Source organism: Metabacillus sp. FJAT-52054 (assembly GCF_037201815.1).
GTDB classification, from domain to species: domain Bacteria; phylum Bacillota; class Bacilli; order Bacillales; family Bacillaceae; genus Metabacillus_B; species Metabacillus_B sediminis.
The window spans coordinates 2,962,009-2,981,552 of record NZ_CP147407.1; the positions used below are offsets into that span (position 1 = coordinate 2,962,009).

Annotated in this window: 20 protein-coding genes; 6 read left to right on the top strand and 14 right to left on the bottom strand. The window is 42.9% G+C overall.

The window, feature by feature from the left end; translation table 11 throughout:
* The first annotated feature begins 220 nt into the window (after positions 1-220).
* From WCV65_RS15355 to WCV65_RS15365, 3 genes are all read left to right on the top strand, one after another.
* On the top strand, positions 221-853 hold the full coding sequence (locus tag WCV65_RS15355) for a GNAT family N-acetyltransferase (RefSeq protein ID WP_338777641.1): 633 nt from the start codon (positions 221-223) through the stop codon (positions 851-853).
* Between the two features lie 69 nt (positions 854-922).
* Positions 923-1,567 carry an acetoin utilization AcuB family protein gene (locus WCV65_RS15360; RefSeq protein WP_338777642.1) on the top strand — a complete coding sequence of 215 codons (645 nt, stop codon included), beginning with the start codon at positions 923-925 and terminating at the stop codon, positions 1,565-1,567.
* The gene (locus WCV65_RS15365) at positions 1,564-2,739 is read left to right on the top strand and encodes an acetoin utilization protein AcuC (protein WP_338777643.1); all 1,176 of its coding nucleotides are present in this window, start codon (positions 1,564-1,566) and stop codon (positions 2,737-2,739) included. Before WCV65_RS15360 ends, WCV65_RS15365 begins: the two co-directional genes overlap by 4 nt.
* A 48-nt stretch (positions 2,740-2,787) precedes the next feature.
* Here WCV65_RS15365 and ccpA read toward each other — a convergent pair whose 3' ends face one another.
* The 5 genes from ccpA to WCV65_RS15390 form a co-directional block, all read right to left on the bottom strand.
* Positions 2,788-3,789 (bottom strand): catabolite control protein A, encoded by a 1,002-nt coding sequence (gene ccpA / locus WCV65_RS15370; RefSeq protein WP_035409528.1) that lies wholly within the window; start codon positions 3,787-3,789, stop codon positions 2,788-2,790.
* A 241-nt stretch (positions 3,790-4,030) separates the two neighbouring features.
* Positions 4,031-5,107, bottom strand: a complete 1,077-nt coding sequence (locus tag WCV65_RS15375; RefSeq protein WP_035409530.1) for a bifunctional 3-deoxy-7-phosphoheptulonate synthase/chorismate mutase — start codon at positions 5,105-5,107, stop codon at positions 4,031-4,033.
* Between the two features lie 581 nt (positions 5,108-5,688).
* Positions 5,689-6,018, bottom strand: coding sequence for a bacillithiol system redox-active protein YtxJ (gene ytxJ, locus WCV65_RS15380; protein ID WP_035409532.1), 330 nt, complete (start codon positions 6,016-6,018; stop codon positions 5,689-5,691).
* Positions 6,019-6,104: 86 nt separating this feature from the next.
* Entirely contained in the window at positions 6,105-6,557 is a 453-nt protein-coding gene (locus WCV65_RS15385; protein WP_035409534.1) for a YtxH domain-containing protein, read from the bottom strand.
* A 29-nt stretch (positions 6,558-6,586) separates the two neighbouring features.
* The gene (locus WCV65_RS15390; protein WP_035409537.1) at positions 6,587-7,024 is read right to left on the bottom strand and encodes a DUF948 domain-containing protein; all 438 of its coding nucleotides are present in this window, start codon (positions 7,022-7,024) and stop codon (positions 6,587-6,589) included.
* A 218-nt stretch (positions 7,025-7,242) separates the two neighbouring features.
* Here WCV65_RS15390 and WCV65_RS15395 point away from each other — a divergent pair, with 218 nt between their 5' ends.
* Positions 7,243-8,361: an aminopeptidase gene (locus WCV65_RS15395; protein WP_338777644.1), complete on the top strand. Its 1,119-nt coding sequence runs from the start codon at positions 7,243-7,245 to the stop codon at positions 8,359-8,361.
* A gap of 183 nt (positions 8,362-8,544) precedes the next feature.
* Here WCV65_RS15395 and murC read toward each other — a convergent pair whose 3' ends face one another.
* From murC to WCV65_RS15425, 6 genes are all read right to left on the bottom strand, one after another.
* Positions 8,545-9,843: a UDP-N-acetylmuramate--L-alanine ligase gene (gene murC / locus WCV65_RS15400; RefSeq protein ID WP_338777645.1), complete on the bottom strand. Its 1,299-nt coding sequence runs from the start codon at positions 9,841-9,843 to the stop codon at positions 8,545-8,547.
* A gap of 264 nt (positions 9,844-10,107) precedes the next feature.
* Positions 10,108-12,822 (bottom strand): DNA translocase FtsK, encoded by a 2,715-nt coding sequence (locus WCV65_RS15405; protein WP_338777646.1) that lies wholly within the window; start codon positions 12,820-12,822, stop codon positions 10,108-10,110.
* Between the two features lie 594 nt (positions 12,823-13,416).
* Entirely contained in the window at positions 13,417-14,022 is a 606-nt protein-coding gene (ytpR, locus tag WCV65_RS15410) for a YtpR family tRNA-binding protein (protein WP_338777647.1), read from the bottom strand.
* Between the two features lies 1 nt (position 14,023).
* On the bottom strand, positions 14,024-14,842 hold the full coding sequence (locus tag WCV65_RS15415) for a DUF1444 domain-containing protein (protein WP_035409546.1): 819 nt from the start codon (positions 14,840-14,842) through the stop codon (positions 14,024-14,026).
* A 24-nt stretch (positions 14,843-14,866) separates the two neighbouring features.
* Complete coding sequence (locus WCV65_RS15420; RefSeq protein WP_035409548.1) at positions 14,867-15,181, bottom strand: thioredoxin family protein; 315 nt, start codon at positions 15,179-15,181, stop codon at positions 14,867-14,869.
* Between the two features lie 77 nt (positions 15,182-15,258).
* Positions 15,259-15,759, bottom strand: coding sequence for a hypothetical protein (locus WCV65_RS15425; protein WP_035409549.1), 501 nt, complete (start codon positions 15,757-15,759; stop codon positions 15,259-15,261).
* A 140-nt stretch (positions 15,760-15,899) separates the two neighbouring features.
* On the opposite strand from WCV65_RS15425, the gene WCV65_RS15430 reads away from it, so the two are divergent.
* Positions 15,900-16,340, top strand: a complete 441-nt coding sequence (locus WCV65_RS15430; protein ID WP_338777648.1) for a YtoQ family protein — start codon at positions 15,900-15,902, stop codon at positions 16,338-16,340.
* A gap of 43 nt (positions 16,341-16,383) precedes the next feature.
* On the opposite strand, the gene WCV65_RS15435 is transcribed toward WCV65_RS15430, so the two are convergent.
* Entirely contained in the window at positions 16,384-16,914 is a 531-nt protein-coding gene (locus tag WCV65_RS15435; protein ID WP_338777649.1) for a DUF84 family protein, read from the bottom strand.
* A 25-nt stretch (positions 16,915-16,939) separates the two neighbouring features.
* The gene (locus WCV65_RS15440) at positions 16,940-18,013 is read right to left on the bottom strand and encodes a M42 family metallopeptidase (protein WP_338777650.1); all 1,074 of its coding nucleotides are present in this window, start codon (positions 18,011-18,013) and stop codon (positions 16,940-16,942) included.
* 108 nt (positions 18,014-18,121) lie between these two features.
* On the opposite strand from WCV65_RS15440, the gene WCV65_RS15445 reads away from it, so the two are divergent.
* The gene (locus WCV65_RS15445) at positions 18,122-18,433 is read left to right on the top strand and encodes a hypothetical protein (protein ID WP_338777651.1); all 312 of its coding nucleotides are present in this window, start codon (positions 18,122-18,124) and stop codon (positions 18,431-18,433) included.
* Between the two features lie 149 nt (positions 18,434-18,582).
* On the opposite strand, the gene WCV65_RS15450 is transcribed toward WCV65_RS15445, so the two are convergent.
* The gene (locus tag WCV65_RS15450; RefSeq protein WP_338777652.1) at positions 18,583-19,425 is read right to left on the bottom strand and encodes an MBL fold metallo-hydrolase; all 843 of its coding nucleotides are present in this window, start codon (positions 19,423-19,425) and stop codon (positions 18,583-18,585) included.
* Positions 19,426-19,544 lie beyond the last annotated feature (119 nt).

Below are 19,544 nucleotides of genomic sequence, written 5' to 3' on the forward strand. Positions count from 1 at the left end.
AGGCGCGAAGCGAGGAGGAGGCTCACCGCCCGCCCCGCTGGTCGCTGAGCGCCTGCAGCGAAATTCAACAGCCAAATTTAACTTTAACTTAAACAATAGCGGCTAATTTTGCCTAGCAGGGCTTCTGCCGCTTTAAAGAATGGGTTACAAGGAAACCTTAATAGACCAATTCTTCGAAAAAACCTACTATTTAATGATGCAGAAAGAGGCGGGTGACCGAATGGAACATAAAAAAACCTATAATGCCATGGAATTGAAAACTCCTAACGGCTCTCTTATAATTGAAGGCCCAATTGCATCCGGTAAACTGGCAGACTATGAATTTCACAGAGATTTAGTGGCTTTCAGACCTCCAGGGCAGCAGCATAAAGCATTAATTGAAATAGCCGATTTGCCCGAGGGAAGAATTCTCATTGCCCGCCATAAACATACAATCGTCGGATATGTAACGTATCTGTACCCGGACCCTTTGGAGAGATGGTCAGAAGGAAAGATGGAAAATTTGATTGAGCTTGGTGCCATTGAAGTAATTCCAGAGTTTAGAGGATGCGCGGCCGGAAAAAACCTTCTGAGAGTGTCGATGATGGATGACAAAATGGAAGATTACATCATCATCACAACAGAATATTACTGGCATTGGGATTTAAAAGGAACAGGCTTAAACGTTTGGGAATATCGTAAAGTAATGGAAAAAATGATGAATGCCGGCGGACTTGAATGGTTTGCAACGGATGAACCGGAGATCAGCTCCCATCCTGCCAATTGCTTAATGGCTAGGATTGGAAAAAGAGTCGTTCCTGACTCCATTCAGAAATTTGATAGACTTCGCTTTAAAAACCGTTTCATGTACTAGGGTAAATTCTCATTTTCTATCAATTTTTCGGAACACTGTAAGCCAAGGCAGCAAAGGGGATGGAATTGCATGATTGTCGATCAGATCATGAACAAAAAGGTCATCACACTTTATCCAGGGGATACATTAGCAAAAGCAATCGATGTGATGAAGAAGGAAAGAATCCGGCATATCCCAATCGTTAATGAAAATGGGTCACTTGCCGGGATTGTCTCAGACCGGGATGTTAAAGACGCAAGCCCTTCAGTATTTCAGCTAATCGAAAAAGTGGACGAGTTAGACCAGCCGCTCGAAAATATTATGAAGACGGATGTGGTAACAGGACATCCGCTCGATTTCGTTGAAGAAATTTCATCTATCTTTTATGAACGGAAAATCGGCTGCATGCCTATATTAAAAGCAGGTAAACTTACAGGGATCATTACCGAATCAGACCTGCTTCATACTTTTGTTCAGCTTACGGGAGCAAATCAGCCGGGATCGCAAATAGAGGTAAAAGTGCCGAATCGGGCAGGGTTGCTATCCGAAGTATCAGGCATTTTTCAGCAGCGCAATATTAATATAGCAAGCGTCCTCGTTTACCCAGATCGGGATGAGCATTTTAAAATCCTTGTATTCAGGGTGCAAACCATGAACCCTACTGGCATTATTTCTGATTTGGAGGCGGCCGGTTACCATGTTTTATGGCCAAATATGCCGGGGATGCCGTTATGAAGGACTCCCTATTTGTATACTCTGAGGATTACCTGAACTATCAGTTTAACCAGCATCATCCATTTAACCAGCTTCGTGTAAAACTGACATTGGATTTGCTTAAGAAAATGGGGAAAATCGATGACAGTATGATGATTCCCGCAAGGAAAGCTTCAGCTGAAGAACTTGCATTGATTCATGACCGGAAATATATTGAGGCTGTACAAAAAGCAGGAAAAGGAGAATTAGGAGAAGAGGAAGCAGGTAATTACGGGATTGGCACAGAGGACACGCCCATCTTTGCAGGAATGCATGATGCAAGTGCAGCGCTAGTGGGAGGTACGCTTGAGGCAGTTGATGCAGTAATGTCCGGAAGAGCCAAGCACGCTTTAAATTTAGGAGGCGGGCTGCATCATGGGTTCCGGGGGAAGGCTTCTGGATTTTGTGTTTATAACGATAGTTCAGTAGCCATTAAATATATGCAGGAAAAATACCAGGCAAGAGTTATGTATGTAGATACGGATGCCCATCATGGGGACGGAGTCCAATGGACTTTTTATGATGATCCGACTGTTTGCACATTATCCTTGCATGAGACCGGGCGGTATTTATTTCCCGGGACAGGAAATGTGACAGAACGCGGGCATGGGGCTGGATACGGCTATTCCTTCAACATCCCTCTTGATGCGTTTACAGAAGATGAATCCTGGCTCGATGCCTACAGAAAATCATTTCGGGAAGTTGTCAAATTCTTTAAACCGGATGTTATCTTTTCACAAAATGGTGCCGATGCTCATTATCTAGACCCGCTTACACATCTTTCATCAACGATGGACATTTACAAAGAGATTCCAAAGATTGCTCACGAACTGGCTCATGAATATTGCGATGGCAGGTGGATTGCCGTGGGCGGCGGCGGTTATGATATATGGCGGGTCGTTCCAAGAGCCTGGGCCATGGTTTGGCTGCAAATGCAAAACGAGATCCCTTCAGGTCCTCTTCCCCAGGATTGGCTGGATGCCTGGCAATCCCAATCACCAGTTCCTCTTCCTTTGTGCTGGGAAGACCCTAGGCCCCTTTACAAACCGATTCCCCGCAAATCTGAAATTGAAGAAAAGAATGCGAACACGGTTGCTAAAGCGCTGCAAATCATACAGCAAAATCAAATGACTAGGAAAAATGTTAATGGATAATGTAATCCAATCAAAAAGGCACCTTAAAATAGGTGCCTTTTTGACTGTTTATTTCGTTGACTGGCGCACTTCAATGCGGTGCGGAAGTTCAACTGCTTTTTCTTCAACTGTTTCTTTGTTCATTAGCTTAGTCAGTAAACGCATAGCAACCGCTCCAATGTCATAAGTCGGCTGGACGACTGTCGTAAGCTGCGGACGTACCATTGTAGCCAAACGTGTATTATCGAATCCGATGATTTCTACATCAGCAGGAATGCTGCGTCCACGATCTTGGGCTGCATGAATCACACCTAATGCCATTTCATCTGTACCTACAAAAATCGCTGTAGGCTTGTCTGATAATTCCTCGAGTTTTTCATACGCCTCAATCCCTGAGTCGTAAGTATAATCTCCCTCAGTAACGAGATTTTCGTCAAATGAAATTCCTGCATCCTTAAGTGCACGCTTATAGCCGTTTAGCTTCTTTTCACGATTTGTCGGCTCTTCTAATGGACCTGAAACATAGCCGATCCGTTTGTGCCCTTTATCAGCAAGCATAGTTACCGCATCATAAGCACCCTGTTCATAATTAATGTTAACGGAAGGTGTTTCGTTTTCCATGTCTATAGAGGCAGCAAGTACAATAGGAACAGGAGAACGCTTGAATTCTTCAGTATGGGCGCTTGTAACGTTTCCGCTCATAAACAGAATTCCGTCCACTTGTTTTCCAAGCATTGTATTAAGTAAATGGAGCTCTTTATCCTGATTTTGATCCGAATTGCTTAAAATAATATTGTACTTATACATCGTTGCAATGTCTTCTATTCCTCTAGCCAGTTCTGCATAAAAGATACTGGAAATATCCGGAATGATTACACCTACTGTTGTTGTCTTTTTGCTTGCCAGGCCTCTTGCGACTGCGTTCGGGCGATAGCCTAGTCGCTCAATGGATTCGAGCACCTTTTTTCTTGTTGTAGGTTTTACGTTTGGATTGCCATTCACGACACGTGATACGGTTGCCATTGATACATTTGCTTCCCGCGCCACATCATATATGGTGATATTGCTCATTTTTATACACTCCTTTAACTTGCCTGCATGTCCTGTTTATATGTAGTATGAGCAACTTGACAAAATAATAGTATCATCGCTCTATTTCTACATTCATGTACCTAATCATACGATACAATGAAAGCGTAAGCAACGAATTTACACCCTTTTAACATGGATTTTGAATACTCAGTTTCATTAAGCGCTTACTTATGCTTAACAAAAAGAAACAGCCTGCTCAAGAACAGGCTGTTTCCCATTATTATGCTTTTACTTTCACCATTGGTCTGAGTTCAGAAATCCAGTGGTTGAACTCGTCGATGTTCATTTGCTGGGCAGAATCGGAAAGGGCTACGGCCGGATCAGGGTGAACCTCTGCCATTACTCCGTCTGCTCCAATTGCTAATGCAGCTTTTGCTGTTGGGAGAAGAAGATCTTTTCTTCCTGTAGAATGCGTTACATCTACGAATACAGGCAAGTGGGTTTCTTGTTTTAAAATAGGAACGGCTGATATATCCAGCGTATTGCGAGTTGCTTTTTCATATGTGCGTATACCGCGCTCGCATAGAATGATTTGATCATTTCCCTGGGCAATGATGTACTCAGCAGCATTCATGAATTCCTGCAGGGTAGCAGCAAGGCCTCTCTTAAGCAAGACAGGCTTGCGAACGGCACCGGCAGCTTTAAGAAGTTCAAAGTTCTGCATATTGCGTGCACCGATTTGAATGACATCTACATAATCAAGAGCGATTTCTATATCTGCAGGATTAACAATTTCACTGATTACAGCAAGATCGTATTCATCCGCTACTTTTTTAAGGATTTTCAAGCCTTCTAATCCTAAGCCCTGGAAATCGTATGGGCTTGTTCTTGGCTTGAAGGCACCGCCGCGCAAAATTTTAATTCCTTGTTTTTTAGCAGCCTCAGCCACTGCTGCAACCTGCTCATAGCTTTCAACCGCACACGGCCCAACGATGAAGGATTGGCCTCCATCTCCAATTGGCTCGCCTTTTACCATAACAACGGTATCTTCAGCCTTTTTCTTTCTTGATACAAGAAGCGCTTTGCTGTGATCGTCTTCCTGCAGCTCTAATCCCGCTTTGAAAATTTCCTTGAAAATATGCTGAAGAGTAGACTGCTCAAAAGGTCCGTCATTAGACTCAAGAATTTGGTTAAGCATTTTGCGTTCGCGCACCGGGTCATAACGATTGACACCCTGTGCTTCTTTTGCTTTTCCAATCTCTTGAACCAGTCTGCCCCGTTCATTGATTAGTTTAAGAATTTGAAGATTGATCTCATCTGCTCTTTCCCGGAGTGCTTCTAATTCTGCGTGACTCATTCTACTCATCCTTTCGCTGTATCTTATATTACGCAAGTTATGAATCGCTATGTTCACGCCCGCGTTTCTGATTAGTGTTATTATAAACAACTTTACTCTCTATGTCACGAAAAAATTCTTTAACATTTAAACGCTTTTAAGCGATAAAGCATTTTATGTAAATTAGAGAAGATAAGTGCCTATTTATTTTTTGCTTCTGTTATATTGGGCTGTTGATTGCAGCTAGCAGGCGATTGCTTCAATCAACAGGTGCAAAACTTTAACATTGCCAAAAATTAAAAAAGGGACTTTCCAATAAGACCGATTTAAAGCTTCTAGACCTTTTTACCTGATTTCCGCTCCAGGCTGCTTGCTTATCCTTGAGCGGGCGGTGAGCCTCCTCAACGCTGCGCGTCTGCGGGGTCTCACCTGTCCCGCTGCTCTCAGCTCGGAGTCAAGCACCTTCCGCTACAATCAGCCATACCAAGATTTTTCAGAAACACGTGCAAAAAAACCCCTTGGAATCTCCATACACGAAGCACTCAGGGGGTTTTTGGTTTCCGTTATTTCCTCTCTTATGGACTTTTCAGACAGCCCCTTCCTTATAAGGATGATGCCGCTTTTTTGAGTGAGTCTGCGGTAATATTCCAATGGGATGCATTCCATACTGCCGAACCGTGATCGATTAAAATAGCTTGGGGTGATTCATGCTTAATTCCCAGTTTCTCTGCTATATAGGCTGAAAGTTCTCTTGATTCCTGTACATGAAGGTAAAACGATTTCAAGTCATTCTGAGAAGAATCGAATTGGGAAAACTGCCTGAAAGCTTCTTTGCTGATTGGACACGTCAAACTATGCTTCACAAATAAAAATTGATCATGGGTTTGAAGCAGGCTTTCAAATTCACTGATTTCCTTAATCTGTTCTTTCACTTTCTTTGCCTCCTTTTATATAAAAAACCGGCAGAAGTCTTCCTGCCGATTTTAAACGTTAACCTTTAAATTTCCCTTAAAGAGGATTACTTTGAAGAGTCTTTTTCCGCAAATTCGCGGGCTTCCTGCAAAACGTTCTCCTGGGAGTCAAATGCTGACGTACGGGATGATGCGGCTGCTTCTTCAGCCAGTTCATCAATTGCTGATACTTCTGCATTCATTGGATCCTGTTCAGGCGTTTTGTCTCCGCTGCGGATGTCTTTCACTTTATTCATAATGGAAGAAGACTGGCTGCTGACCGTCTGAGACAGAGAAGCTGTTTTTTCCTTCGCCTTATTTGCCCATTCGCTGCTTTTGCCCAAAGCATCATTCGTCATTTTATTCGTTTTTTCTGCAACCAGGTTCGCCTGGCTTCCGAGGTCATCTCGTAAATCCTTACCGGATTTGGGAGCAAGCAACAGGGCTGCTGAAGCTCCAACGATTCCTCCAATAAGGGTGCCGATCATAAAATCTTTACTATTGATCCCATCTTTGCTCATCCTGATTCCTCCCCATTTTCAATATCTGTTTAGTTCATAGTTGAAGTTTTTGATCTTTCTTTTTTCACTTTCCATTTCTGCCAAATGTCCATTGCTGCATTGCTCCATTGAACAACCTGTGAAATCTGTTCTTTGTTTTTATCCAAACCGTTTGAAACGGAGGTGGATACGTTGCTTACAGAACGGTTAAGCTGCTGAAGTGACTGTCCTACTCCCTGCACAGCATTAACAACTGTGTTCAGCTTTTCAGATTTCTGCTGAATGTCGTTGGCGAGCAAATTGGTTTTATGTAGGAGTTCTGTCGTTTCTGTCGTAATTCCCTGAACTTGTTTTTCCAGCCCTGACATAGTCCCTGCTACATTATCTAGTGTCGCCTGCACAGATTTCAGTGTTTTGGATACAAAAATAACAAGCACTGTAAAGGCGATTGCTATTAGTGCGATGCTTAAATACAAGATGATTTCCAAGATAGGGCACCTCCCATGAATTTAATAACCATTTACCCGTCACATGACATTATAAACATTTTAAATACTTTCTATTAGCCAATTCTACATACCGTACCTCATTTCCTACCCCGGACAAAAATTTTTTAGAAACCTGGCGGGGAAAGGCAGAAAATTTCAATTTTTGGAGTTTTTTCAGGTAAAATGGGAAAGAACACAAAAAATTGGGGGTTGTTGCAATGAAAGATCCGCGAATACAGACACTGGCACATAATTTAATTCATTACTCCGTCAGACTCCAAAAGGGTGAAAAGGTGCTGATTGAAAACTTTGGTCTTCAAAGAGAGCTTGTGACTGCACTAGTAAAGGAAGCCTATGCAGCAGGAGGCCATCCATTTGTATTGCTGAAGGATCAGCAGGTGGACCGTTCTCTTCTTATGGGTGCGACTAAGGAGCATTACTCAAAAATTGCCGAGTATGAAGCCAATGTTATGAAAGACATGGACGCGTACATTGGGCTCCGCTCAGGAAACAATATTAATGAACACGCTGATGTCCCGGATGAAAAAATGAAGGTTTCGAGCAAAACACTAGGCAAGAAAGTACATAGTGAAATAAGAGTTCCTAAAACGAAATGGGTCGTACTCAGATATCCGACCGCTTCCATGGCCCAGCTAGCGAAAATGAGCACAGAAGCTTTTGAAGACTTCTATTTTGATGTATGCAATCTTGACTACAGCAAAATGGATAAAGCAATGGATGCATTAGCCAGTCTGATGAATCAAACAGATCAGGTCCGTTTAACAGGTCCTGGGACTGATCTATCATTTTCCATTAAAGATATCCCAGCTGTTAAATGTGCGGGCCATTTGAATATTCCGGATGGGGAGGTTTATTCTGCTCCAGTAAAAGATTCAGTTAATGGAACGATTTCTTATAATACTCCGTCGCCATACAACGGCTTTACCTTTGAAAACGTGAAGCTTACTTTTAAAGACGGAAAGATTGTTGAAGCGTCTGCGAATGATTCAGAGCGTATTAATCAAATCTTTGATACGGATGAAGGAGCACGTTTTGTAGGCGAATTTGCAATTGGCGTAAATCCATATATCCTTCACCCGATGCAGGACATTCTGTTTGATGAAAAAATCGACGGCAGCTTCCACTTCACACCTGGCCAATGCTACGATGACGCGTTCAACGGCAACCATTCTAATATCCATTGGGATATGGTCATGATTCAGCGTCCGGAATACGGAGGCGGAGAAATTTATTTTGACGATGTTTTAATCCGCAAAGACGGCCGATTCGTAATCCCTGAACTGGAAGGATTGAATCCGGAGAATCTTAAATCATAATCCTGTTTAAAGGTTCTGCTGAGAGGAACCGATTGAAATTGAAACCCCCGGGACGCTGTGTAAGAGCATTCCGGGGGTTGTGTTTTTTATATTGGCATTTTAAAAAATATGGTTAGGCTGATTGGAGCAGCCTGCAGGGAAAATCAGCCTAACCTTTCTAATTTTTAAACAGAGAAAGCAGTTTTAGGCCAGTACATTTTCATATGCACGCTGATATTTTTGAATATCTCCTGCACCCATGAAAACAAGCACGCCGTTCTCATGCTTTTTCAGTACATCCATTTCAGCTTCCTGAATTAAAGCGGATTGATCGATTTTCGCAATCAAGTCGTCAATGCTTAACTTGCCGGCATTTTCACGGGCAGATCCAAAAATATCACATAAGTAGACGTAATCCGCTTTTTTCAGACTGTCCGCAAACTCCTGCATGAAGGATTGGGTGCGGGTGAATGTATGCGGCTGGAAGACCGCGATGACATCACGATCCGGATATTTTTGTCTTGCTGCTTCGATTGTTACCTTGATTTCAGTAGGGTGATGGGCATAGTCATCAATCAGCACCTGGCTGCCGATCACTTTTTCATTAAACCGGCGCTTTACACCTTCGAAGGTAAGCAAACGCTCCTGAATAATTTCCACATTCACTTCTTCGTAGTGGCACAGAGCAATGACTGACAATGCATTGAGTACACTATGATCACCGAAGCCTGTAATTTTGAAAGAGCTGTAGAAGGTATTCCTTACAAATACATCAAAGCTGGTTCCATCCGTACTTTTCACAACATTTCTAGCCTGAAAATCGTTTTGCTCTCCGAACCCGTAGTAGACGACCGGTACTTTTGCCTGAATTTGCTGCAAATGCTCATCGTCTCCGCAAGCAATAATCCCTTTTTTAACCTGCAGGGCCATTTTCTGAAAAGCATCGAACACATCTTCAATATTTGCAAAATAATCAGGGTGATCGAAATCGATATTTGTCATGATGGCATAGTCCGGATAGTAAGACAGGAAATGTCTGCGGTATTCGCAGGATTCAAAGATAAAGTATTTACTATCAGGGAGCCCTTTACCTGTACCGTCTCCAATCAGGAAAGAGGTTGGCTCAGCTCCCTGAATGACATGTGACAGCAGCCCGGTAGTGGAAGTTTTTCCATGAACTCCAGTAACTCCGACGCTCGTATACTTATTCATAAATTCGCCGAGGAAACGGTGATAGCGAATAACCGGAAGACCCAGATTCATTGCTTCTGCAATTTCAGCATGAGTATCAGGAAAAGCGTTTCCTGCTATGATCGTAAGTCCCGGTTTAATGTTTTCTTTATCAAAAGGGAGAATTGTAACCCCTCTGTCTTCAAGTGCTTTTTGAGTAAAGATCGTTTTGTCAATGTCGGAACCCTGAACCCCGTACCCCATATCATGGAGAATCTGTGCCAGTGCACTCATTCCTGTTCCTTTAATTCCAACAAAATGATAAACAGTCATAATTGAACCTCCAGCAACGTCTATCTGTATGTTGGGCATGCGCCCGCAGCTTTTTTACAGTATATGACGTTCATCTAATTTTGCAACCGCTCCATTCATCGTTGATATTCTCGTCGATAACGGAGTGATATTTTCTCGTTTTTACTTGTATTGCCCTAACCTATCAAAAGTAACCCTAACTACTATAAGCCTCTTTTTATGCAGTGTCAATTTCCCGCAGGACCTATTTATCCCGCGGATTGTTTGATTATCCCAATTATGGAATTAAAGGAGATTGCTTTCCTGGCCGGGCAGTAAATCATCTTCAGAAATTAAAATATCGCGCGGACGGCTTCCTTTTGCTTCTGAAATGATTCCTTGCTCTTCCATCATGTCAATCAGACGGGCCGCACGATTATATCCAATTCGAAAACGCCGCTGGAGGCTTGATGTCGATGCTCCATTTTGTGTGACAACAAACTCGCATGCTTCTAAAAATAAATCATCCTCATCTGCCTGAATGGAGGATTTTTTCAAAAATTCCTCCTGGTTAAACAGATATAAAGGATCCATTTGTTTTTTTACATGAGCAACAACCTGCTCCATTTCATCATCTGAAACAAAATTTCCCTGTACTCTTAAGTGCTTTGACGTCCCATTTTCAAGGAACAGCATATCCCCTCTGCCCAAAAGCTTTTCTGCCCCTCCGACATCAAGAATCGTTCTGGAATCCACTTGTGATGAAACAGAAAAGGCAATTCTTGTTGGGATATTTGCTTTAATAAGTCCAGTAATGACATCTACAGAAGGCCTTTGAGTAGCAACAATTAAGTGAATTCCGCAGGCACGCGCTTTTTGAGCAATTCTGCAGATGGCTTCTTCCACTTCCCCCGGAGCTACCATCATCAAATCGGCGAGCTCGTCAATCACAATGACGAGATATGGCATGTGTTCACCCTGATTATGAGTTTTCACCAGTTCATTGTACCGGCTGATGTCTCTCACACCGGAGTGTGCAAACAGCTCATACCGTCTTTCCATTTCCTCAACGGCCCATTTTAATGCACCTGTAGCCGCTTTTGCATCCGTAATAACGGGACTGACTAAATGAGGAATCCGGTTGTATGGAGCAAGCTCCACCATTTTTGGATCAATCAGCAGCATTTTCACCTCGTGCGGAGCTGCTTTATACAGCAGACTGATCAGCATTGAATTGATGCAGACGCTTTTTCCAGATCCTGTAGCTCCCGCAATTAATCCATGCGGCATTTTTTTCAAATCTGTTACAATGGGCTGTCCTGAGATATCAAGTCCGAGTGCCACTGTAAGAGGAGAAGGATTGTTTTTAAATTCCTGTGACCTAATGATTTCCCTTAAAGAAACCGTTTTGCTCTGAAGGTTCGGAACTTCAATTCCGATTGCATTTTTTCCTGGAATTGGAGCTTCAATCCGGATATCCTTTGCTGATAAGCTAAGTTTAATATCATCTGACAAATTCGTAATCTTATTTACTTTTACACCAGGTTCCGGCTGAACCTCGAATCTCGTAACCGAGGGTCCTTGTGTAACATGAACCACCTTGGCCCTTACGTTGAAATTCTTTAGCGTGCTATCCAGAAGTTCCCGCTGAGAGTCAAGCCACATCTGATCATTTGAAGCCTCTTTAGGAGGTATGCTCAGCAAATGAAGCGGCGGAAAAAGATAAGAGCCCTCTTGAGCACGGTCTTTTATCCGATTGCGGTCCCGATTCAGCATGAGAACGTTGTATGGAACAGAAGCAGATGCAGACTTTTTTTCTGTATTTAATGGTTTTACGGAATCAGATTGCAGCGGTTTAGGTGCATCCGGTTCTGTATACATTGATGTTTCTGGTGCCTGCTCCGGCTCTGCAGTAAATGAATTTCGCACTTCTTCAAGAGCTGGATCAGCTATTTCAGCCATTTCCTTTTTTTGAATAGAGGCTGGCTCTTCCATTAAAATAGGAATCTCCTTTGCTGCAGGGTCAGCTGCGTTCTCTATTTCATCGAAGCCATTATGCACGATTTCAATATTTGATCCGGTGTCCTCCTCCTCAGCAAAATATAGAGGTTCGTGGAGTTCTTTTACCAAATCTTCTTCCATTTCATCGTCTTCTTCTATAAGAAGAACGGATTCATCTTGCTTCTCCAAAACCTCTTCTTTATTTTCTTTTGAAACAAATACAGAGTTTTCATCCTCTGCAAAAGAAGTCTTTTGTCCATTCATTTCGAAAATTGGGTCCTCATGGCTCTTGGAAAGAGTTCCCATGTCCATTGCAAGCGGTGCTTCTTCAGACTTATCATCTTGAACATGCGGCGGGTAATCAGGAATCGGATTGGTCCCTTTAGCATAAAATTCTTTCTTATCAGAAGCGACTTGCTTTTGAGCAGCCTCAGCTGCTCTTTTTTTATAAAAAGAAGAACTGTGCATGGATAGCTTGCGAAGTGTTTCTTCTTCATCCATCCTGCTTTCAGCAATGGTTTTCTCTCTTATTTTATATGGAAGAGACTCCATTTCCGACCTCTTGCGGAAACCATAAATGGGAGATGGAATGATGGTCGGCTGGAAAGGCTTCTTCACACTTTTCGTTTCAGGCTCTACTTTTCTTATTGCTGCCGGTTTTGAAACAGTTGCAGACGGTCTAAACCCTTCATCCCTTCTGCTAATCTCTCTCGTTCTTTCCGAAGGAGAATGGATAGGTTTGGCAGTAACGGGCCTTTGTGGCCTTGCCTGACGCTTCCGCTCATCCGGAATCGCAGGAAACCGAAAATTTCCGGCCGGATACTGATAAGCAATTTTCGTTTCGTACTGATTTCCGGATGCCCGCACATTTTTCGGCGGCGCCTGATGATGAGATTGCTTGCTTTCACGCTTTATTTCTTCTACATTTTCTTCATCGTCTACTCTTACATACTCCACAACTTCTACAATTTCTTCTGTTTCACCAAAAAGAAACTGTTTAAATTTTGACATCCAGCTCATTTCATTATCACTCTTTCAGCATCATGTTGTTTGTTCATCTTAATAGAAGCCATGTTTCACCGACACTATTATTTTTCAAAGGTTTACACCACAAAGTTTATACCCTATTGAAAGGAGTTATATTCATTCATTATTCATTTTTAGAAGCAGAACCCAGGAAAGCTTGTCCATTCTGGTTACAGATTTCGGTGGCATGCTTGCCCCATCAGCCTGGAAGCAGGATGCAGCGCTTTTCAATGTGTCGAGCTCCGTCGGCAGCCTCTATGGGTCTTAAACCACACATCATTCTTTTATAAGTACGGCTATGTTACAGAATTCTGTTGATTTTTCAACAACTGTTGATTAGAGCGGAAGGCGTGAGACTCCTGCGGGAGCAGCGGGACAGGTGAGACCCGGCAGCCGCAAAGCGGCGAGGAGGCTCACCGCCCGCTCAAGGATAAGCGAACGCCTGCTAGCTGCAATCAACAGCTAAGTTTTAACAGAGCTATAAGTAAAAAAGCCACTGGATTAATTATCCTAGTGACTTTTATCTTATCATAAATTTCGATGTAAAATATGGTTTTCAGTGGGTTCAATCGTTATTCAAGGGGCAAATTACTGAAAAAAGTTATCTCCAGGAGTCCTGTTTTCATCAAGGACTAAAATTCCTTTTTCCTGTGGTGCATCCGGAAGGTCCAATTCACGTGCTGAGCAGATCATTCCGCTGGAAGGAACACCTCGCAGTTCAGCATCCTTAATCATCATTCCGCTCGGCATCACGGCGCCGACTTTAGCGACCACTACATGTTGGCCTGCTTCTACATTCGGTGCTCCGCAAACGATTTGAAGCACTTCTGTTCCTATATTTACCTTGCAGATATTCAGCTTATCGGCATTTGGATGCTTCTCCTTGGAAAGGACGTGTCCGACAACAAATTTAGGGGAGAAATCTACGCTCAGGCGCTCCTCAAAACCATTTTGGGATAAGCCATTATTAATATCTTCCACAATTGCCTCTGTTAATTCGACTGGTCCTGCGCCATTCACGGCTATGTATTTGGATGCGTTGAACAGATTGTAGCCAGCGAGCTCATTCGATTCCGCATCAAAGATTTTTACTGCATCCTGTTTTCGTTCAAATGTCCGGTTTTCACGCGGGATATCATTGATAAAAACAAGCAGGGTATCGCCTACGCCTTCGCGGTTATAAAAAACATTCATTTTATTCTTCCTTTCCGTCTTTCGGTCTATTTGCTCTGTTTTTCCCCAGAATAAAAACAGGTTCCAATTCGCCTTCCTCATATAAGAAAGACAACGCGGTAATCGGGACCCGGCCGCTTGCAAAAAAGCTCATTGTCATTTGGGCGAGTATGTCATACCCCACCTCATTTTGAACGTCAGCAATAATTAAAACATCCTGGTGCGGCAGTGCCAAAGCCATTGTACCAGAAATTCGTTCTTTAAACGATTCAAGTATGGAGTCATTTAAAACCCGGCTTGCATCATATCCGTCATTGGCTCTGAAAAAGTAAAACGTATTGCCCGCCACCTGATCTTCTTTTACAGAAGGAGCTAACGATCTTAGGTTAAAAAATGCCGTTTCTTTTATTCTTTTACGGTTCCATCCCTCTTTTTCCATCATAGCAGCATCAATTAGCCGATACGTTTTTCCCATATCGAGTGCATAGAAAATTCTTGTTTCAGCTGTATGCTCATCAAAAAGCAGCGGGATGTCCTCGCTTGATTTTTCTGGAAAAGAAGTAGAACGGATAACCGGAAAAATTGACTTTTCCTTTCCTTCCAAACCGCTTTCTTTTTTCATAGCAAGCAGTGCTTCCTCTACATGATAGATGACCTCTTCTATAGCCTTGTCCTTTTCTGTTTCATAACGGGCTGCAATTTCATTGAGCCCGATTGTTATTCCTTTTTTGATAGCAGGATCTTCTATTCGAAGCGTTTCTTTTTCACGGTCATAATGAAATGACCATTGATGGCTGCTCAGCTTTTCTTCTATTAGTTGCGAAAGTTTTCTTGGCTTCATCCGCGGTATCCTCCCGTCAGCCGATTATTGAATTGAATTCAGGAATTCCTGGATTTGTTCAATTGTTTTTCGGTCTTTACTTACAAAACGCCCTGTTTCCTGTCCCTTACTGAAAGCGACAAAGCTTGGTATACCAAATACACTCAGCTCCGCGCAAAGATCAATGAATTCGTCCCGGTCTGCATAATAAAATGTAAATGCCTGATTATCCTTTTCAAGCTCTGGAAGAAATGGATCAATCACCCGGCAGTCCGGGCACCAGTCTGCTGAAAACATAAGCACTGTATTCTCTTTTTGAATGATTTCTTTATATTGTTCCATAGATTGTAATTTTTCCATTAGATGATCCTCCGATTTCTAGATTTCACATAGTTGAATCATACCAGAAAAAAGAGGCTTAAATCCATCCGCATGTTTCATTGGATGGATTTAAGCACCTTCATCATTTGGCCCGCTGCTTCTGGAACCTCTTCTTTTTTAATTAAAGCGGTCAGTTTATTTCCGCCGATCCCTGCTATTGCTTCATATTCTTTTCCCTTTGTATTTCGAACGAAAAGGTAGCCGAACTCTCCATCCGCGTTAAATGTTTTATCAACAAGCCTTTTCTTGTATTCCTTGCGAAGCAAATCGTAGGAAGCTTTACTGTCTTTTCGTTCATTTTTATTTATGAAAAGCAAAAACTTTTGCCCTCCCTTAGTCAGGATTGCATTGTTCGCCTTCTTAGAGGAGATGCTGTAATTTTCCGGCAAGTAAAATGAACCGCTCTCAATCTTTTCATTTGGCTTTTGAGGCTTCTCACCAAAGCTTTTTGAGGCACTTTCTTCGGCCTGCTTTTTCATTTCCTTATCAGAAATTCCGCCGCAGCCTGCAGTAAGAGCAAGTAAAATAACGGTTAATAGGCTTATCCACCTCTTCATTGCTTGACCCTCCAATCAAATATCAATTACGTGCTTACCTATACCATTCCCATTTTAAGGATAAACCTCCCTTAATTTCGGTTTTTCTTCATTGCGGCTAGGGTATTGACAGGTAGAATCTGATTATTGGGGGAATTGATATGAATATTCATGTCTATTTGGCTGGAGAAATCCATAGTGACTGGAGGACCGAGCTGAAAGGAAAAGCAGCTCACTTGCCTATTACATTCACTGGCCCAATGGAAAATCATGAGCGCTCCGACCAAATCGGCGAAGAAATTTTAGGGAAGCAGCCTGATTCAATTTATAAAGATGAAGCCGCCTCCCGAATTAACAATTTGAGAACGACCTTGCTGCTGAAAAAAGCGGATCTTGTCATCTCCTTATTCGGTGAATCCTATAAGCAATGGAATACCGCTATGGATGCAAGTGCCGCGATTGAAATGGGCAAGCCGCTTATATTAATTAGACCGAAGGAGCTGCATCATCCTCTTAAAGAACTTTCCAGCAAAGCAAGTGTCACTGTTGAAACTGTTAGCCAGGCCATTCAAATATTGTCCTACATTTACGATAAGGAATAGTTGATCAAAAGCTTTATATGATTAAAAAACAGGCAGCTCTCTATTAAAGAGACTGCCTGCTTTTTTCATATTGATATCTGCCTGCAAGCAGTTTCACAACGTGGGCAAACATTTCCGTCCTGTCCACTGCTCCGTTTGTGAAGATTCCCATTGCCCCTTCATTTTTCCCTGTTTCCGTCCGGTGAGAAAATTCATCCATCACGTCACTTAGTTCCCTGCCCTTTACAAGCTCAGCGCCGATTTCAAGAGGAAGCTGAATCCGGGCTCCGCCGGCAACGATTGGCTGAGAAAGACTTCCATCTGTTAACGCTCCCCAATTGCAGAGAAAGAAGCCAAATGAGGTTTCAACGACTCCGCCTTCCAGCCCAATACCAATATCAGCTCCAGTTTCTTTTCTGGAAGCCTCGGCCCGGTTGATGGCTCCCTTCATCGTTTCTTCATCTGAAAAAGGCTGGCTGGATACGCCTGACGAAACATCAGCTTCAATGAATTCCTGTATTAAATCAATTTCTGCAAAGGCCAGTTTTACAGCTCTGACCTTTGCCGGATTGGTTGTCCCGATGCTTACAATCATTTTTTTCCCTCCATGTACATGGGAATCAGCTGTTTGCCCGGATCGAATCCACCGTGCTTTGATCACATGCTTTTACTAATTTAACAAGCAATTCTTTTGCCGCAGCATAATCATCGACATGAACCATGGAAGCATGTGTGTGAATGTATCTTGAGCATATCCCGATGACTGCAGATGGAACGCCTTCGTTCGAGGTATGTACCCGTCCTGCATCCGTTCCGCCCTGTGAAACAAAATACTGGTAAGGGATGCTGTGTGTCTCCGCCATATCGAGGACAAATTCCCTCATCCCCCTGTGAGTGACCATCGACCGGTCAAGGATCCGCAGAAGTGCCCCTTTACCAAGATGCCCGAATTCTTTTTTATCCCCTGTCATGTCATTAGCTGGGCTTGCATCCATGGCGAAAAACAAGTCCGGTTTGATCATATTGGCAGCTGCCTGGGCCCCGCGCAAGCCAACCTCTTCTTGAACCGTAGCACCAGAATATAGAATATTATCGGTCTTTTCATCTTTGAGTTCCTTTAAAAGTTCAATTGACAGCCCGCAGCCATATCGGTTGTCCCATGCCTTGGCCATTATTTTTTTAGGATTGGCCATTGGGGTAAAAGCACTGTCCGGAATAATCTGCTGACCCGGTTTAATTCCGATCTGCCTGGCATCTTCCGCGCTGTCTGCACCTATATCAATCAGCATATTTTTAATTTCCATCGGTTTGTTCCGCTGTTCCTCACTCAATAGGTGAGGAGGAATGGAACCAATCACGCCCGGAATTGGACCGTTATTCGTATGGATGATGACCCTTTGTGCAAGGAGTACTTGATTCCACCAGCCTCCGAGCGGCTGAAAGCGGAGCATTCCGTTTTTAGTAATGGAAGTAACCATAAACCCGGTTTCATCCATATGACCGGCTGCCATGATGACAGGACCATTCGGATTTCCCTTTTTCACACCAAAAATCCCGCCCAAACGGTCCTGAACCACTTCGTCTGAGTATTGCTCAAGCTGGCTTCTCATAAATTTTCTTACCTCATGCTCATTTCCCGGTGCTCCTGGAAGCTCCGTAAGCGTTCTAAAAAGATCCAAAGTTTCTTTATTCATTTCGCTAACCTCTTTTCGAATTTTGTCTGTATATGTAATCACCTGGCTTAACAAGGACGGCTAACTTAGGTATACTAAGATAGAAAAAGCTGAAGGAGGCAGATAGTCATGAAATGCAAAGGTTTAATTGCCGGTATTGGAATAGGCTTCGCAGCAGCGTACCTTTTAAAAGACCAGCTCAAATCCCCATTTATTTCGTCCGATAAAGCACTCCAGCTCGTTAAGCAGGAATTTAAGAAAAAGGGACCGATTGAAGGATCCTGGATTTATACGGTTCCAGAGGATTATTCCATCCACGAATCCAGTCATAAAGTGTATAAAACCGGAATCACGAGAACCATCGAAGGATCACTTGAGCAGTACGAGGCCATCGTGCACGCAGGAACAGGACTCTTGCTTGAAGTGAACAAGGTTTCGTAATCCGTTTGGAAGCAGAAGAATATCTTCTGTTTCTTTTTTTAGCTCTGTTAAACTGAGCTGCAGATTGCAGTTAGAGGTTTTAAATTCCACTCCAATCAACAGGTGTAAAATATCAACACCAAGCTTTAACATAGCCTTTTTATAAAAACTTATTTTATTCTATCCACAGTGTCTACTGTTTCCTTTGAGGCATTCCATTTGATTGCCCTGTATTTGGCATCATGGTAAAACGTGATCCACGCTTCCTTTTCAGCGGCAAAGCTCAGCCATTTCTCTTTTTGCTCGATGGACGTCATCGGATAGTCATCGTAGGCCAGAACCCAAAGCACGTTATCGTGGGCATGTGTCGGCATCAAATCGGCCATATGAACGGCCGTTTCTCCCGCATCCTCTAATATCAGAATGCTGTGGCCGTTGCTGTGGCCCCCTGTGTGTACCATTTTAATACCAGAAATAACTTCTTCCTTGCCGGTAAACGGTATAACCTGGTGCTCGATTGCTCTCCAATTTTCTTTCCAATATGTATTTTTAGACCGAATGTTCGGATTTTTCATCTCGTTCCATTCTATATCACTTGTAAAAATGGATGCGTTCGGAAAGACCGATTGTAATTCACCGTCAACTTCTTTTGTAAGCCCGGTAATATGATCAAAGTGCATATGCGTAAGCAGGACGATATCAATGCCCAGTGGAGTAAGGCCAAGTTCATTAAGAGATTCTTCAACCTTTGACTCTTCCGTTACCCCGTAATTTCTTAGCTGCTTATCTGTTAGCCTGCCTTTTCCAATGCCAGACTCAACAAGGATATTCTTCCCATCCTTCTGAATCAGAATCGGATCTGTTCTAAGCTCAATTTGGTTCCGCTCATTCACAGGATATTTCCTGGACCAGAGGGGTTTCGGTACAACCCCAAACATGGCGCCCCCATCCATATGAGTATCCCCGCCGTTCAGCCAAGTAAGCTTTATCTCACCAATTCGCAATGTTTCCATATAAAATCCCTCCCTGCTTCATTTTAACAGTAATTCTGCCTATCTGAAAGCGCAGCCGTTCAATGGAAACAGAGAAAGAAAAAGAACCTGAGAATCTGCCGGCCGGCAGATACAATCAG

Bases quoted from the DNA above. Each gene is read 5' to 3' on its own strand.
- WCV65_RS15355 (WP_338777641.1), top strand. From the start codon at position 221: ATGGAACATAAAAAAACCTATAATGCCATGGAATTGAAAACTCCTAAC.
- WCV65_RS15360 (WP_338777642.1), top strand. From the start codon at position 923: ATGATTGTCGATCAGATCATGAACAAAAAGGTCATCACACTTTATCCA.
- WCV65_RS15365 (WP_338777643.1), top strand. From the start codon at position 1,564: ATGAAGGACTCCCTATTTGTATACTCTGAGGATTACCTGAACTATCAG.
- ccpA (WP_035409528.1), bottom strand. From the start codon at position 3,789: ATGAGCAATATCACCATATATGATGTGGCGCGGGAAGCAAATGTATCA.
- WCV65_RS15375 (WP_035409530.1), bottom strand. From the start codon at position 5,107: ATGAGTCACGCAGAATTAGAAGCACTCCGGGAAAGAGCAGATGAGATC.
- WCV65_RS15385 (WP_035409534.1), bottom strand. From the start codon at position 6,557: ATGAGCAAAGATGGGATCAATAGTAAAGATTTTATGATCGGCACCCTT.
- WCV65_RS15395 (WP_338777644.1), top strand. From the start codon at position 7,243: ATGAAAGATCCGCGAATACAGACACTGGCACATAATTTAATTCATTAC.
- murC (WP_338777645.1), bottom strand. From the start codon at position 9,843: ATGACTGTTTATCATTTTGTTGGAATTAAAGGAACAGGAATGAGTGCA.
- WCV65_RS15405 (WP_338777646.1), bottom strand. From the start codon at position 12,822: ATGAGCTGGATGTCAAAATTTAAACAGTTTCTTTTTGGTGAAACAGAA.
- ytpR (WP_338777647.1), bottom strand. From the start codon at position 14,022: ATGAATGTTTTTTATAACCGCGAAGGCGTAGGCGATACCCTGCTTGTT.
- WCV65_RS15415 (WP_035409546.1), bottom strand. From the start codon at position 14,842: ATGAAGCCAAGAAAACTTTCGCAACTAATAGAAGAAAAGCTGAGCAGC.
- WCV65_RS15420 (WP_035409548.1), bottom strand. From the start codon at position 15,181: ATGGAAAAATTACAATCTATGGAACAATATAAAGAAATCATTCAAAAA.
- WCV65_RS15425 (WP_035409549.1), bottom strand. From the start codon at position 15,759: ATGAAGAGGTGGATAAGCCTATTAACCGTTATTTTACTTGCTCTTACT.
- WCV65_RS15430 (WP_338777648.1), top strand. From the start codon at position 15,900: ATGAATATTCATGTCTATTTGGCTGGAGAAATCCATAGTGACTGGAGG.
- WCV65_RS15435 (WP_338777649.1), bottom strand. From the start codon at position 16,914: ATGATTGTAAGCATCGGGACAACCAATCCGGCAAAGGTCAGAGCTGTA.
- WCV65_RS15440 (WP_338777650.1), bottom strand. From the start codon at position 18,013: ATGAATAAAGAAACTTTGGATCTTTTTAGAACGCTTACGGAGCTTCCA.
- WCV65_RS15445 (WP_338777651.1), top strand. From the start codon at position 18,122: ATGAAATGCAAAGGTTTAATTGCCGGTATTGGAATAGGCTTCGCAGCA.
- WCV65_RS15450 (WP_338777652.1), bottom strand. From the start codon at position 19,425: ATGGAAACATTGCGAATTGGTGAGATAAAGCTTACTTGGCTGAACGGC.